Source organism: Pedobacter punctiformis, assembly GCF_027213715.1.
GTDB lineage: Bacteria > Bacteroidota > Bacteroidia > Sphingobacteriales > Sphingobacteriaceae > Pedobacter > Pedobacter punctiformis.
Genome location: NZ_JAPWGM010000002.1, coordinates 654251 through 670884 on the forward strand (window position 1 = coordinate 654251; position 16634 = coordinate 670884).

12 protein-coding genes are annotated in these 16634 nt (G+C 35.2%); 1 reads left to right on the forward strand and 11 read right to left on the reverse strand.

Annotated features, from left to right (window positions below; translation table 11 throughout):
• Positions 1–126: 126 nt before the first annotated feature.
• From O0955_RS08745 to O0955_RS08790, 10 genes are all read right to left on the reverse strand, one after another.
• Positions 127–591 carry an SRPBCC family protein gene (locus tag O0955_RS08745; protein WP_269427160.1) on the reverse strand — a complete coding sequence of 155 codons (465 nt, stop codon included), beginning with the start codon at positions 589–591 and terminating at the stop codon, positions 127–129.
• Between the two features lie 26 nt (positions 592–617).
• Complete coding sequence (locus O0955_RS08750; RefSeq protein ID WP_269427161.1) at positions 618–1121, reverse strand: SRPBCC family protein; 504 nt, start codon at positions 1119–1121, stop codon at positions 618–620.
• Between the two features lie 42 nt (positions 1122–1163).
• Positions 1164–1601 carry a DUF1801 domain-containing protein gene (locus tag O0955_RS08755; protein ID WP_269427162.1) on the reverse strand — a complete coding sequence of 146 codons (438 nt, stop codon included), beginning with the start codon at positions 1599–1601 and terminating at the stop codon, positions 1164–1166.
• 44 nt (positions 1602–1645) lie between these two features.
• Positions 1646–2149, reverse strand: coding sequence for an SRPBCC family protein (locus O0955_RS08760; RefSeq protein WP_269427163.1), 504 nt, complete (start codon positions 2147–2149; stop codon positions 1646–1648).
• Positions 2150–2154: 5 nt separating this feature from the next.
• Positions 2155–2466: an ArsR/SmtB family transcription factor gene (locus O0955_RS08765; RefSeq protein WP_269427164.1), complete on the reverse strand. Its 312-nt coding sequence runs from the start codon at positions 2464–2466 to the stop codon at positions 2155–2157.
• 113 nt (positions 2467–2579) lie between these two features.
• Complete coding sequence (locus O0955_RS08770; RefSeq protein WP_269427165.1) at positions 2580–4343, reverse strand: FAD/NAD(P)-binding protein; 1764 nt, start codon at positions 4341–4343, stop codon at positions 2580–2582.
• Between the two features lie 217 nt (positions 4344–4560).
• Positions 4561–4938, reverse strand: coding sequence for a response regulator (locus O0955_RS08775; protein WP_269427166.1), 378 nt, complete (start codon positions 4936–4938; stop codon positions 4561–4563).
• Positions 4939–5015: 77 nt separating this feature from the next.
• Positions 5016–6977 carry an OmpA family protein gene (locus tag O0955_RS08780; protein WP_269427167.1) on the reverse strand — a complete coding sequence of 654 codons (1962 nt, stop codon included), beginning with the start codon at positions 6975–6977 and terminating at the stop codon, positions 5016–5018.
• A 1-nt stretch (position 6978) separates the two neighbouring features.
• Positions 6979–7953, reverse strand: coding sequence for a PorP/SprF family type IX secretion system membrane protein (locus O0955_RS08785; RefSeq protein WP_269427168.1), 975 nt, complete (start codon positions 7951–7953; stop codon positions 6979–6981).
• Between the two features lie 60 nt (positions 7954–8013).
• Complete coding sequence (locus tag O0955_RS08790) at positions 8014–13533, reverse strand: T9SS type B sorting domain-containing protein (RefSeq protein WP_269427169.1); 5520 nt, start codon at positions 13531–13533, stop codon at positions 8014–8016.
• Between the two features lie 242 nt (positions 13534–13775).
• On the opposite strand from O0955_RS08790, the gene O0955_RS08795 reads away from it, so the two are divergent.
• A complete protein-coding gene (locus O0955_RS08795) occupies positions 13776–15812 on the forward strand; it encodes an ATP-binding protein (RefSeq protein WP_269427170.1) in 2037 nt (678 codons plus the stop codon).
• 7 nt (positions 15813–15819) lie between these two features.
• Here O0955_RS08795 and O0955_RS08800 read toward each other — a convergent pair whose 3' ends face one another.
• The gene (locus O0955_RS08800) at positions 15820–16467 is read right to left on the reverse strand and encodes a response regulator transcription factor (RefSeq protein ID WP_269427171.1); all 648 of its coding nucleotides are present in this window, start codon (positions 16465–16467) and stop codon (positions 15820–15822) included.
• Between the last annotated feature and the right edge of the window lie 167 nt (positions 16468–16634).

Here is a 16634-nt window from a genome sequence, read left to right on the forward strand (position 1 = left end):
AATTTTCGATCCTGCAAATATAAAATGAAGCGCAGCCAGTGATTTTACACAATTCCCTGAAAATTATATACAATTCTTAGCAGCAAATTATGTTGGTGTAACACAAAATCAAGGCGTATGATAATTTTAGTTTAATCCTTTTGGAAAGCGATCGCCAACCAGATTAAGTTTTATGCCAAACTCCAGATAAGCTTTTAGTCCGGCTAATACAAGGGTAAAACCTTCGGTAGATTCTCTTACCAACGAAAGAACCCGATCAGCATTGCTGCTGTTAATCTGGTTCACAACCGATACAAACGTGGCTTCATCAGGCATCGCTTTAAATGTCCATTCAACTGTTGTTAAATCTTCATAATTGCCCCATTCAACTATAATTTGTTTATCTTCTTCAATCTTTTTAACTGTAACCAGAACCGTAACGTTATACATTTCCCAAGTCCATTCTACTTCCTTGCCTTCTTCCAGTTTTCCTGAACTTTTTGTAAACCAAAATTTAGTGGTCACCTCAGGGTTAATGAATGCCTGAAAAACCTCACGAACCGGTTTTCGGATTAGCATTTCTGCTTTTGCAAATTGATTGTGCTCTGCCATATTTAGTACAATAAGCTTAAATCTAATTAAAATTTTTGAGAAGAAAAGATTTCGTCCAGACCTTCCAAAGCTGATGTAAAACCTTCTTTGAAACCCATTTCGATTATAGCTTCCAAATCTGAAAGTTTTTCATGTTTAATAGCAACGGTTACAATAGTTGTACCATTTGATTCTGTAAAATCAACACTCCAGTCTGAACGGGGAAAATCCGCATTTATATTTCCTTCCGGATCACAAAAAGCATCAAAAAATTTGAAATTTGTTGCCGGTGTAATGGCTTTAAAATCGGCTAAAGCCCAGTGTTCCTCGCCTTCAGGACCAACCATAGCGTACAATCTTCGGCCGCCAACTTTAAAATCCATTGATTTTGTTCTTGATTTCCAGGGCTTCGGTGCCCACCATTGGTCAAGTAAATCTTTCTCTGTCCAGGCAGCCCAAACATTTGATATAGGTGCTGCAAATTCTCTTTTTACATTTACAATACTGTTTTCTCTGTCTACAGAAAAATCCATGAATAAATTATTTTTCATTTTCTTTTATTTTGCATTGTTAATAATAAATTATCTGATTCGTCAGGCAATCTTTTCATTAGTAGCCTCAACCCCATATCGTATTGCCGCTTCAAGCACATCAATATTTATATCTTTCAGTGTTTTAAACTTAATACAATATCCGGTTACACTTGCCTTCCCTATTTTTTCTCCATACGTCTGGTTTAAATATTTCTTATCTTCTATACCAAGTATATATACCGATATTCCGGTTTTATTTGCACTCAAACCAATTTGATAAAACATTCTGGTTGTACCATCAGCATATTTCATAGTGTAAGCTCCATATCCAATATTAGGATTAGAAACAATTTTACTTTCATCGTTTCTACCATCCAGAAACCATAATTTACATGCCGGCATGATTTGCTGAATCATGTGGTGCAATGCTTGCATATCAAGCTGTTTGGCTTCAGGTTGACTGGCAATGTATGCCTCAATTTGCTTTTCTATGATCATTATTATTCAATTTTTGAAGTACAGGCCAAGATTTATTTTGTATCCTATCGTTTCTGCGATAAGGTTGCCAATAATTCATCCAGATAGTTCAATGTCATTGTAAATCCTCCCTCAAAGCCCATTTCAATCATTTTTTCCATACGGGCAAGTGATTCATTGTAAATCTTAATACTGACTTTTGTGTTTCCGTTTTCTTCGCTGAAACTCAAATTCCATTCAGAAGCTGGCAATTCTGGGTTTTCAGCTGCATCTGCAAAAGCATTCAAATATTTGAAATTGGTTTTTGGAGTAATGGAAGTAAATTGCTGCAATGACCAATGTTCCTGTCCTTCAGGGCTTACCATGGCATAAAATCTTTTACCGCCAACTTCAAAATTCATAAATTTTGTTTTTGATGCCCAGGGTTTAGGTGCCCACCATTGGTCTAAAATTTCTTTTTTGGTAAAAGCATCCCATACCAGCGAAAGGTCGGCTGCAAATTCTCTTGTTACCAATACCGTTTTTGTAGCTTTATCAACGGTAAAATCAAATAATAAGTTATTTTTCATGATTTTTATTTTTTAAGAGTTAATAATACTTCGTCAAGTTGATTAAACCGGTCTTCCCAAATTTGCCTGAATTGTTCCAGCCATTGGTCTATCTCTTTCATTTTTTTTGCTTCAAGTTGATAATAAATTTCACGTCCCTGCTGTTCTTGTTTAACCAAGTGGCATTCAACCAATATTTTTATATGTTTTGATATGGCCTGTCTTGAGGTATCAAAATGCTCCGCCAAGGCATTTGGCGTCATTGCCTGTAAAGCAATTAACCCAATAATAGCCCTGCGGGTTGGATCAGCTATAGCTTGAAAAACATCTCTCCTCATTTCTTTATCCTAATTACGAAACCAATTGATTGCAAATATATAAGCAACCATTCGGTTTCGCAAATATTTTTTAATATTTTTTCAATTTTGCAATCAATAATGCCTTACTGTAACTATTTAACAGGTTTAACTTTGAGCTGTGCTTCGGTTTCAACTAAGTTTCCCTTGTTAATGGCATCGATAATCAGTTCAGATGCGGCTTCGCAAAAATCTATACCTGAATAGTCAGGATTATATCCGCCAATATAAGGTACGGCCATAATGTAAATTCGTTTATTGGCATGTCCTTTTTCATCAACCACCTGAAAAGCATCGTTTATAGTAATTCCAGGTACTTTAAGATAATACCCTTTCTCAGTTTTGCCAACATTTTCATTTCCCTGCTCCATTTCTTTTTTTCCAATATGGGCTGAATGAAATTTAATGCGGGCTTCGCTAATCGTTTTTCGATCAATAAGCCTTTGAAAAGGAAATTCATTAAAAGATAAATGTGGCTGGCCTGTACAATCGATAAAAGTTTTAAAATGTTTATCTACTTCAACTCCTTCCTCATTTGTGTAAGCATACGTTGCCCCTTCTTTAGTTCCAGGCACTACTTTACTATCATCACCAACGGCTATTAGTTTCAACAAACCGGCATCATATAAAGCCATTATCTCGCGGCAGGAACTCTGCGGCACAAAAGCTATAACTATCGAAATTAAAGGCATCAACACTTGTTGAAGTCTTTGCATATCTTCAGCTGAAAAGTATTTTGCAGGGTAATTCATAGCAAAGCTTAATACAGCGAGCATTTCTTTCCAATAAACAGACTCTCGTTTTTTGATAGATTGTTCCGCTTCCTCATATTCTTTTTTAAAAAGCTCAAATGAATCTTCTTTTTCTCTCAAATCCATCATAGCATCTACAAAAGTTTCGATACTCATATTTTTAATTTGCTTATAAAAAGCAGGCTCTTTCTGCACAAACATTTCCTTGAAATTTTTATCAAATACATAATCAAGGGAAAGAAAACCATCATTTTCTTCAATATTTTGAGCAATTTCTTCTTTACTTAATGTTGCATCCTTACCCAAATGAGAATCTTCGAGGTGGAAACGAATGGCTGGGAGCAATCCATTTCTGGAATGCATTACAATTCCAAATCCTTCGTGTTCAGGATTAATTTTATAATATAGTTTACCATCATTGCCTTCATAGAAATTTCCATTATAACGGGCAAGTGTCCTTACTGCATCTATTGCGGTTAATGCAGCGCCTTTTATTCCAACTTCGTGGTTTAATTTTAATGCCAGTTTTTTTGGTGGGTATGGGGAATCGAAATAATGTGGAATTTTATCTTCGTAATTTTTAGGCCAGTTATGTCCAATGCAAATTATTGCAAAATCAAAAAAAATATCTTCTCTGCCTTCTACCTTAATTTTTACTTTACCCTTACCGGGTAAGTCTATCATATCCAATACATTGGAATGGAGATTTATTTTGACCGAAATGCCTTCCTGATCAGCACGTTTTATCAACAGGTCAAATTGAGCAGAAAGATATTCGCCAAAGAAAAGCCTGGGCAATACTTTGTATTCATTAAATTTTTCGGGATTAATGTTAAACCGTTTAAGGAGCGATTTTGGTGCAACTTTTACCCAATCTTCAATATTGTTGAAAATCTTAGGAATTTCATTATCTGAAACATTGGTTATGTGTTCATCATTGGCACCCTCCGCACTATAGGGCATACCCATTCCCAGATGACCTTTCCGTTCGAAAATCTCTATTTCATAATTTTTAGGGCCTGACTCTATTAACCTTTTAAACATAAAAAGTCCACTGGGGCCACCACCCAATATTGCGATGCGTTTTTTAGTTGTATTTTTACTCATCTTTTTTGATTCTGAATTATATAATCCCAAAAAAGAATAATTGTTTTAGAAATCGCAGAAAGCCGGCAATTTTGGATAAGAAAACATTGGAGACAGAGAAATGTTTAAGATTTATTAGTGCAGCACTCGATTTGTTATTTTAAATTTTAATTAATAGATAAAAACTTTAAATAAAATACACAATTAACTAAAAATCAAAATTATATAAATATTATAATTAGCTTTTTGTTATCCTTATATTATCAAAAAGAGATAAAAATATAGCCATAATTTCAGTTACTGATAAATTTTTATGGAGACAAATGTCTGCACCTGCTTTAATCAAATTTTCGATTCTTTCATTATCGCCTTGCTGACCGGAAAAAATAACGATCTTGGTTTCCTGAGCAATAAACCCAATTAATCCTTCTGCAACATCGATATTAGGAATACCAATATTAAGCACGAACAGGTTAATATTGGTTGTTGATAGAATTTCAACAGCTTTATTTAAATTATCGGTTTCAAGTATAATTGCATTTGCCCAAATGCTTTTAAGCAATGATTTTAATCCATGCCGGATAATTTGATGATCGTCTGCAATTAAAATTTTCATATTTTTACATCATCATCAAAGCCTGAAAACATCCCTCATACTTAGTATATGAAGGATGCTTTTAAAAAGAATTAGAATTATTGTTTTGTAATTTTAAACTCAGTTCTTCTATTTAACTGATGTGCAGCCTCAGTACATTTAATACCATTACTGCAATTGTTTAGTAACACGCTTTCGCCATAACCTTTTGCAGTTATACGACTTTTATCAATACCTCTGTCAATGATATACTGAACAGCGGAGTTAGCTCTTTTTTGAGATAACCATTGATTGTACTGATCATTACCTCTGCTATCGGTATGAGAACCTAATTCTATCCAAATGGTTGGGTTTTCTTTTAATATCAATACGAGTTTATCAAGTTCTACCGAGGCGTCTGCTCTGATGTTAGATTTATCAAAATCATAATATATATTTTCAAGTTTTATGGCTTTACCGATAATGATTGGTTCCAGAAAAAGATCTCTTTTTAACGTGGATGATGCTAAAAGTCCTTTTGTCGTTAAATCTTCTGCAATAGCTGATCTGTAATTGGTTTTTCCTGCTTCAACTGCATAATCTGCATTTTCATTTAAATTGAACTGATAATGGCCTGCAGGATCAGTTTGCACTTTTAATGTACTGCCATTAGATTGACTTAAACTTACAATTGCATTTTCAAGTGGTAAATTTGTTTTGGCGTCAAATACTTTTCCTTCCAATTTGAAAGCCATTATTTGTTTTTCGATGAAAGTATAAATATCATCACTCCCTAAACCACCAGCACGGTTTGAAGCAAAATAACCTTCATTTTTATGGTCTAAAACTAAAGCAAAATCATCATCGGCAGAATTTAACGGATAACCCATATTTTGTGGCGTTGTAAAAACCTCATTTTCGCTGGTTTCTGTTTTGAAAATATCCAAACCACCCATGCCAATTCTTCCATCACTACTGAAATAAAATCCATTGGCATGATCAAACATTGGACTACGCTCATTTCCTGGTGTATTCATGTCGCTAAGATTTTTTGCGTCTCCCCAGCTTCCATCCTCATTTTTATTACTTACATAAATATCCGTTCCGCCTTTTCCGCCCGGCATATTTGACACAAAATAAAGTTTTTGGCCGTCTTTAGTTAAAAAAGGATCGCCTACTGAATAATCATTAACCTTATTGTATCTAAAAGGTACTGGTTTTGTCCATATTCCATTTTCTCTTTTACTGGAGTAAATCTCAATATTTATTGTGCCCGGTTCTTTTTTTCCCTTTTTAATTTTATCAGGGATTCTTGTCAATGTGAAAAACATTTCATTTCCATCAACACTAAAACTGGCAGCACCAATATGATAATTTGTCCCTGCATTTATTGGAAACAAGTTCAAACTATCCTTTTGTTTTTGTTCGTATAAACGTAAATATTTATTACCTGTCCAACCATAAACATTTTCATCCGGTAATTTAGAACCATCAAATTTCAAAAACGGACGATTAACATTCTTTTCAGAATTTTCTTTTTTATCTGCTCTATCAGATGTAAAAACGATTCCATCATTATATTTAACCGCCGCCCAATCAGACTGCTCACTGTTTAAGGTCTTTTCATTTTTTATCGTAATCATTTTAGGATTTTGCATCCATTTGACCGCAGAATCACACGACAATTGCCACATCGCCAGCTGACTGGAATTAATTGATTTCTCAAGCGCTGCATATCTGGCATACTGTATCTTAGCTTCGCTATACTTAGCATTGTGTTTTAGCGCATCTGCATATTTCAGAAAGGCATCAGAACCCACTCCTTCCATTCCGGTTAATAACGAAAACCAACTTTCAGCTTGTTGGTAATCCTGCATTAAGCGATAACATTCTGCTACACGCTCAGTGGCATGTAAACTCTTTTTCTTTTGATAAGCCTCCGTGTATAGCTTAACGGCCTTGCTATAGTTAAACAATTCGTATTGAGCATCTGCTTCTTTTAATACATACTGTGCCTTAACAATCTGTCCTTGTACAAATAACAATGCCAGCGTAATACTTATTCTTATAGTTTTTTTCATTTTAAAAATACCTAGGGGTTAACATTCTTACTTTTTTAGGTTTAATGTAAAAACCTACCGATATTTCGTGACTGCCGCCACTGTAACCTTGCAGTTCACTTAAACTATAATCAAAAGCGTATCCTAATCTCAATTGAGGAGTAGCAAATATTTCAGTCATGGCAACAATTGAATTCTTCTTATCCAAATCTCTTTGAAGATAATCTTTGCTATATAATTTTACGGCAGTTCTATAACTTCCGCCAAGCCAAATGCGATCTGCCAACAATACAAAAGCATTTAAATCTAAACTGGTTGGACCACCTCTGTCATCTTTAAGCAAAAATGAAGGTTTTAGCTGAATACCTGCACTTAGTGGTACCAGCATACCTGCTGTTAAATAATAATGTGGCTTGGGCTGAGGAAAATTTATGCTCAAGTCCCTATTCTTCAAGATATACTGTGCAATTAAATTATCTACAGAAAAACCTGCATAAAACTTATTGTTTGAGAAAAAGACTCCGGCTCTTGCGTCTGGAGCAACTTGTTTTTCGGTGCCTACCGGAATGTATTGATCTCCTCCATCCAATGGATCGAGCATATCACCATTTAATCCATTTTGAATAACACCAAGCCCTAAACCGAAAGCAAGTCTTGAAGAACCATCTGAGTTTGTTTTTATACGGTAAGCATAATTCGCATAAGCAGACAAGCTACTTTGAGCACCCAATTTATCAGATGCAACTTGCAAGGCCAGGCCCACATTCCCATCATTGGCAATGGCATCAACAGCCAAACTCATACTTTTGGGGGCTCCGGTTATCCCTGTCCATTGATTACGGTAAAAACTGTGAATATTTGTTTGTTCTTTATAACCTGCGTAAGCGGGATTAATATAAATGCCATTAAACATATACTGACTGTATTGTGCATCTTGCTGACTTTTCGCAAAGAGCGAAAATGCCATCAGCACAAATAATATAATTCTTTTTTTCATTTGATATGTTATTTAAGAAGCAGCTAAATCATGTATTAGTTTAGCTGCTTCCTGTTTTTGTTATTGATTTTTTAACAGGGTAATAAAACCTTTATATGCCTGCCATGTACCGCTTCTATCTTTTATTTTAAGTAAATAGTAATAAGTCCCTGCATTTAGTCCTTCACCCGTCCAGTTGTTTTGGTAAGCGCCATTACTATGAAATACTTCATTTCCCCAGCGATTAAAAATTAACATGGTATTTTCAGGATACAGTTCTAATCCACTCACTTGAAAACTATCGTTTTTACCATCCCCATTTGGAGTAATTACATTTGGTATTTTGAAGATTAATACTTCTTTAATATCTGTTGCTGTATTATTATTAGTATTTGGATCTGTTTCGTTTCCTTTTACATTTACTGTATTTACAATTGAGCCAGAACGATCTGACTTTACGGTAAGGGTTAATGTAGCCGTAGCACCGGGCTGAATAACCCCAACAGTCCAGTTTAATGAGCGGTTAGAAGATTGGTATTCCGCTGATCCAACTGAAACCAGATGTGAGATGTAACTTATTTCTGAAGGTAGTATATCTGTAACATTTACGCCATTTGCAGTAAACAAGCTATTATTTTTAACCTCAATGGTGTATTTATATTCGTAACCAACTCCTACTGGTTGCGTTTCCGATTTTTTAGTAATGCTCAGATCAATTCTAATAACCGGATCAACATAAGGTGATGGAATGCACGCCGGGCAATTCGGATCAGGATCTGTAATTACATCAGGTGTAGGGTCTAGTGTTGCAGAACTAACAGCAACCAGATTTCTAAAGCGTTGTGTAAAATTATCTGGAGTTTTTACACTAATTTCATAAACCAGTGTTGCACCATTTGGCAGGATAGCTATACTTTCATTTAAATCACCCGAACCACTTGCATTTGGAGGGGTTACACTTGTTCCTTTTACGGTCCATGATGATATTACCGTTCCTGCAGGTGCGGTATCCTTAATAACTACATTTTGTGCATCACTTGGTCCATTGTTTATTACCTTAACAAGGTATTGTACAATTTCGCCAGGAATATAAGTAGTTTGATTAGCGTCTTTTAACGTTTTCGTTATAATCAGGTTAGCTACAGGATCGGGTGTATCGATATCTGCAGCAGAATTATTTACCACATTAGGATCAGTAATTCCTGCCGGCAATATGATGTTTGCTGTATTAATTAAGTTACCCTTAAAGCTTGCAGGTACATTAATCGTTACCGTATAAATTAAACTGGCGCCATTAACCAAACTAGTTATAGTATTATTTAAAGCACCATTTCCACTGGTACCATTACCTGTCCAGCTCATTTGAGCAGCTGTTATGCCCACTGGTAAAGCATCCATAACTATTATTCCTGTTGCATCACTTGGGCCATTATTGGTTACTTTAATGGTATATGTGGTAACCGTTCCCGGGGTAAAAGTTGTTTTTCCATCTGTCTTGGTAATTTCCAAATCAGATTGAGGAGAAGGTGAAACCGGTGGAGAAGGAATACACACTGGACAAGATGGATCAGGATTTGCAATTACATCAGGTATTGGATCTGGTGTTGCAGAAGTAACGGCTACTAAATTTCTAAAGGTTGAATTTAAACTTGCAGGTGTTTTCACAGTAATCAAATAAGTTACTACTGCCCCATTTCCCATATTGCTTATCGTTTCATTGATATCTCCTGTTCCATTTGTATTTGGAACAGCCACCCCAACCCCGCTTGCTGTCCACGATGATATTACCGTTCCTGCAGGTGCGGTATCTTTTATAACCACATTTTGTGCATCACTTGGGCCATTGTTCGTTACAGTAACTACATATTCCACAGATTGACCCGGTATATAAGTTGTTTGTGCCGGATTTTTTAATGTTTTTGTCGTAACTACATTTGCACTTGATAATTGTGTATCAGTATCCGTTGCTGAATTATTATTTGTATCAGGATCAGTTATACCTGCTGGCAAAACAACCGAAGCCGTATTAACCAGATTGCCTGTAAAATTTGCAGGTACATTAATCGTTACCGTATAAATTAAACTGGCGCCATTAACCAAATTAGTTATAGTATTGTTTAAAGCACCATTTCCACTGGTACCATTACCTGTCCAGCTCATTTGAGCAGCTGTTATGCCCGTTGGTAAAGCATCAGTAACTATTATTCCTGTTGCATCACTTGGTCCATTATTGGTTACTTTAATGGTATATGTGGTGGCCGTTCCCGGGGTAAAAGTTGTTTTTCCATCTGTTTTAGAAATCACCAGATCGGAAACAAAAGAGGGTTGGATTGGTGGAGTTACACAAGGACCACATTCAGGATCAGGATCTGTTGGTGTAGTAACCATTGTTGAGTTACTTAATGGCGCCGTGAAACTAGATGGAATACTTAAAACTATGGTATATACCGCAGCTGTACCTTTTAACAAAACAGGAATCGTTTCATCAATATTGCCTGTGCCTGATGTTACCGGAACACCTGTTGCAGTCCAGCTTTGTATTGATGTACCTGATGGAGCCACATCCTTAATATTAACATCTTTAGCATCAATAGCGCCGGTATTACTTACGGTAATGGTATAAGTTACGGTTTGTCCTGGTACATAAAAGGTTTGGGCTGTTGTTTTAGCAATTTTAATATCAGTTGTACAATCTTTTAAGGTAGCCATTACCGCTAACCTGTCGTTACCTTCGCAACCATTTATAGTTTGACTTGCGTAATAAGTTATTCCACTTACCAATGCAGTTGTTAATGGCAAATCGGTAGCTATGTTTGCATCCGAATACCATTTTATACCCTCGCCAGTAACTTTTAAATCTGCCAGAGTATATGAGGTGCTCGTTGTACAAAATTCCTGATTGGTTTCGCCTGTTGGTGGAGGAGTTACATTAAACTGAACAGAAATGGTGGATTCATCTGTTTGATTGCAATAACCAGTAACCGTATATTTAAACTGGAAAGGCCCTGCAGTTGGTGTTAATCCATTAGGATCAAAGATATTACTATTTAATTTACCAGAAGTATTTACTTCAGACCAAACTCCATTTGCCTGCGCATTAGCAGCAAGAAAATTGGTTAAATTAATTCCGGTTAATGGCTTACTGTAACATAATACCTTTACAACATCATCTCCTGCATTAGGCACTTCATTTTTAAGCTCAATACTATAGGTTTCATCAACACAACTTCCGTAGGTAATGTGTACGCTATAGGTCCCTTCATCGGTTGGTGCAGTAATATTAAATGGAGCAAATTTAAGTTCGTAAGTGTTGGTGCCACTAATATTTCCACCATCAGCTAAAGCTACTCCGTTTTTAAACCACTGGTAATTATAGCCCGGTACAAAATTTACAACCAGAGATCCGTTACCAGCCGGACAAATATTATTTTTACGGATGCTTGGTGTAGAAATTGAATAAGTAGAAAATATGGTTGACGCTGTAGTACAGTTATCTTTTGCCATAATGGTATAAATACCATCACTTAAATTATTAAAAGCACTGGTGGTTTGCCAAACTACAGGACTTACCGGCACGCCATCTTTTGCGGTAATGGCATATTGTAAAGTTCCGGTACCTACGGCATCAATAACTACATTAAATGGTGTAGATGCTGCATTAGATTTACAACGGAAACCTGACGGAGAGTTGATTACAGGTCCGTTATTTGCAACTGTAATTCGTCCAACTACTTTATCATGACATGCTGTACTTGGTGTTCTGTCAATCGTTAACAATACATCATAAGTACCGTTGGGCACGTTTAAAAAGGTATTACTTGCCTGAAAAACAAATGCTAAAGTACCCGGCTTTGAAATATCTCTTAATGCATAGCGCATTCCAGAAGGGCTATAGCCTGGTGGAACCGGGATATCTTGTCCACCTTGTTGAAAGCTGTAAAAAATTTGTACGTCTGCGGCATTACAGCTGCTTGGAGTCATTATGCTATTCGTCATTCTAAGCCCCCCTCCAACTGCATCAACGGTAACCACATCTACTTCGCAGCCCATTGTAAATTCAAAAACATAGTGTCCCTGAATAACCATGCCTCCGGTAAAACTCCACAAGGTGGGATTTCCGTCAATAATTTGTCCCACAGCCAGGCTACTTCCTGCCGGAGATTGTAAAACTTTTATCTGATCAATTTTTTTATTACCAGTCGTACTATTGGTTCCGTAATTAGGAATCCAATAACCATCGGCACATCCCGGAATTACCTGCACCCATGCCTTCTGCCCTGCATTCGAAGAAGAATTAGTCACAATATTCGCTGTTCTTACATGTCCGCAAGCATCTGTAATGGTAACTTTATAAGTTGCGTTAAGCGTTAATCCTTTAATAGTTCCGGTATAAGGCGTACCTCCGGTTGTGGTTTCACTGCCAAAATCACTTGCATTTGATGTATTTACCCAGCTTATGATTAATGGCCAAACAGCATTAGGATCTCTGTCGGTTGATGGCATAATATCCCAATTGGTAATATCCCATTCAAAACCTATATTAGGTGCGCAAATTCCTTTTAACGCAATTTGATTATAACGCATCATATTATTGTGTGTTCTTACTTTACCACAGCCATCTGTAGTAGTCACATTTATTTTAATAGGATAAGTATATGCAGGGTTCGTAAAATCTATATTTTGGATCAAATTTGCATCTGCTCCATTAGTAACCCCAGTGTAAGTATCTGTTTCAGTCGCTACAATCGTGTTAGTTGCATCTGTTATGGTTGTTGTTATCGTAAAAGGATATTTCGGCGCTTGCATGTAATGTCTAATACTTGCTTTTTTGCAATCTGTCTGACTTACACGGAAATACGCATAATAATTAGCATAATCACCTCTTGTAGAGACCGTTGCCGTAATGGTATTGTATAAACCACAAGCATCATAAACCTGTATCTGGTATATACCTGCAGGTAAACCGGTAAAAACGTTAGAACTTTGCTGATAAGGTAGTGTATTGGCCAAATAGGTAGCCGGAGCTGAAACCATAACATACTTATTGCCACTTACTCCGGCCGTTACGTTCACTGTAATTTGTCCATCTGTTCCTGTAGTACAAATAGTATTTACAATGGTTGATGTTGCCTGAATGGGTTTGTAAGTTTTAATGATGGTAATTTCTGCAACTGCTTCCTCTACTACTGCCGCACCATTTACAATATTTGTTGATATGGCTTTAACCCTGTAAGTACCTGCTCCCAAGCCTGATATAGGCATTGTAGAAGTAATAACATTACTTGGGTTATTCGTATTCTGATATTCATAAGTAATTACAGCACCTTCATCAGTACCGGTAACTGTGGCCATTATAGTACCATTATTTGGGCAGCTTTCGTCCGTTTTGACCAGATTGATACTGATTTCCCTACCTTTTTTAGAATTGGCAATGGACTTGAAAAGGCCAAAATTACGTTCCGGTTTCAGTAAACGGGTTGAATTTGTTTTTGAAGTCCCGGTAATTAAATGAGTACCTGGATGTATAAACTCGGCTGAAGATGATTTGGCAGCCAAAAAGATTAAACATACAAATAATACGTGCCGTAAAAATTGTTTCATATTTGCTTCTTTGTTATATTGATTATAACCTGCATTTATCAACTAATTATGCGTTGAAATAAAATGGGTTATTAATCCACAAATTTGGACCAAAGAAAGGTTGCTCAAACAACCCAAAAACATGAAATCAATACCCTAAAAATAAGGTAGTATAAATCTGTATTAACACGTACTTTTGACAAATCAGCTTAACTCTAAATCCATAGAAATCAACCGTATCCAAACAAACAACTCTATCACTCATGAAGCTAAAGAAAATTACGGCAATCAGTTTTTTTTGTGTTATATTCTACCTCTCTCCCCTCGTTGTTTATAGCCAGATCAGTTCTGAATTCTATTCTTTCCTTCAGGATAGTTTAAAACCTAAGGATCGGAACGACCTGACCATCAAAGAAGCATCATTGTTACTTAACAAAAACATGTTTCTTGATCAGAGATTTAAACCTGAGTTTAATAAAATTGAAGAAATCCTTAAAAAGAAATTAACCATAAATCCAAATCGGAATGAACAAATATTAGGTTATTATGCCTTAACTATTTACGAGTTTAACTTATTGAGGCCTACAAGTGTTATCAATGCCAATTTGACAAAACTGTTATCTCTAATTGAAAAAAACTATGTTGGGTATGAAAAAGAATTGTTCAATGCAAAAATAATTGCGGCAACCGTGATTTTATTCAATGAGCAAAATCACGGCTATGAAAATGCAATTATTGAAATTAATTCAGCACTAAAATTAAAAAATGTAGTTAAAGATAAGCGTGTTATACCAAGTGCATTTAAATTACTGAGCAATATATACAAAAAATTAAATCAAACAGACAGCTCTATTTACAACTTAATTAAGGCAGATCGTTTTTCTATTAAAACATCAGAAAACTACTTAAAATCAGATTTCTTTTTTATTAATCAAAGTATTGCTTCAAATTACCTTTGTTTATACTATGAAAAAAATAGAGACAACAGATATTTAGATAGCGTGAGCAAATATGTTTTGAAAATTAAGCAAAACAAAAACCTAAATGGCAGGTGGTTATCTGAAAATCTATCCTTATCAGGTTATCTCAATTATGCTAAGGGCAATTATAAACAAGCATTATTATATGCCGATTCTGCATTAGCAATAAGTTTTGACGTTGCAAATGAACCTATTATCAAGACCCATAAAATTGCTTTAAAAAGCTTTGCCCTGATAAAGCTGGGTGATACTAAAAAAGGAATAAATTTATTAGAAAATCAAGAAATAAGTGATGATGATACCTTTTATAAATCGCTTATTTTAAAAACCCTGTCTGAGGCCTATAAAAATACAGGTGATTTTAAAGCGGCCAATAAATACCTGCAGGAATATATTAAGTTTCAGGAAACTGAAAATATAATGCAATACCGTGGGATAGTTTTTACAACAAATCAAAAATTAGCTACGACAGAAAAAGAAAACATTATAGCCAAACTAAAAAGTGAAGCTCTTTTTAAAAAGAAAGAAAATGAGTTCATTATATTCGTTAGTCTTGGATTAATCTGTCTTGGATTCCTATTTCTTTATTATCGTTTCAGAATCAACCGTATTCATACAAAAAGAAAAGAAATTTTATATGCACAAAAAATTTCCTTAATGGATGAGCAGCTTATTCAGCAGGATATTAAAATTAATGCAGAAAAAACAGAATCTGCTTTAAATGAACGAATCAGCATAGGCAAAAACTTACATGATAATCTAAGTGGCAGTTTAATTGCCCTAAAGTATTTAGTGCAGGATAAGCGCAAAACAGCAACAAAAGAAGAAAGTCACATTCTTGATGAAATTAAAGATGAAATAGAAACAATTTATACAGAAACGAGAAATTTTAGCCACATTTTATCTAAAAAGGAGAATAATAATGAGGTTTACATTTTCAATATTGAAACTTATTTAACAAGAATAAAACAACGGTTCGATGATCTTGATTTAATTAAAATAAACACGGTTTACGACAAAGAATTCATCAATAAATTCCCTCCAGTTCTTTCAAATCAACTATATAATTTTATTAAGGAGTGCTTATCGAATATTATTAAACACAGCGAAGCAACAGAAGCCTGGGTAAGCATTCAAATTGAAAAACATAGCTGTATTATAATTATAAAAGACAATGGCACTGGGTTCAATACCAAAAAGACAATTCACGGTATCGGAATTAAGAACTACACCAGTACAATTGAGAATTTAAATGGAGAATTGATTATAAAAAGCAGTAAAAAAGGAACTACCGTTAAAGCTACTATACCCCTAAAATAGCTTAAAATCAGGAAACATAATTGGGGTGAAATAAGCCATATTTTATGGCTTTCAATATCAGATCAGGTGTACGGTTTACCTCCATTTTACGCATCAGCTGTTTTAAATAGCTTTGAATGGTATTAATGCTCAAACCAAGTTCGGGTGCAATTTCTTTTACCGTTTGCCCTTTGCAAATGTATTGTAAGAGTTCTTTTTCTCTTGGTGAAAGGTTAAATTCAATGGTTTCAAATAGCTGTGACTGTACAAGAATATCTTTTAAGCTCTCCCCAATATAGGATCTCTTCTCTTCATTATGGATAAATTTAATTGCTCTGATTAGTTCTTCAATAGATGCATTTTTACAGAGATACCCATTGGCTCCACTTTTGAGTGCTTCTTTAATTACATGTGGATCTATCACTGTAGAAAGCACCAGAATTTTTAACTGAGACTTATTTTTGATCTTCCTGCATCGTTCAATAAGCTCTGTGCCATTTATTTCGGGCATTAATATGTCTGTAATGAGCAAGTCTGTTTCCAGCTTATCCAAATGAGCAAATAATTTATCAGGTTCATGATAAAGATTCACGGTCTTAATAAAATCAAATTCCATTAATGAACGCTTAAGCAATTCAGACAACAGTTTATGATCGTCAATAATAGAGATTTTCATTACTTATATGTAAACAAAAACGAAACCATAAATAAATATACTCATTTTAAGTTTCAAGCGCTATATGCCTTTTTCTTCCAGTGTATAATTGGGCAAATAATTCTACATATAAATAAAAAAAACAGGCTTAACGTAGGGATAATCCGACAAATTAATCAACAAGCTAT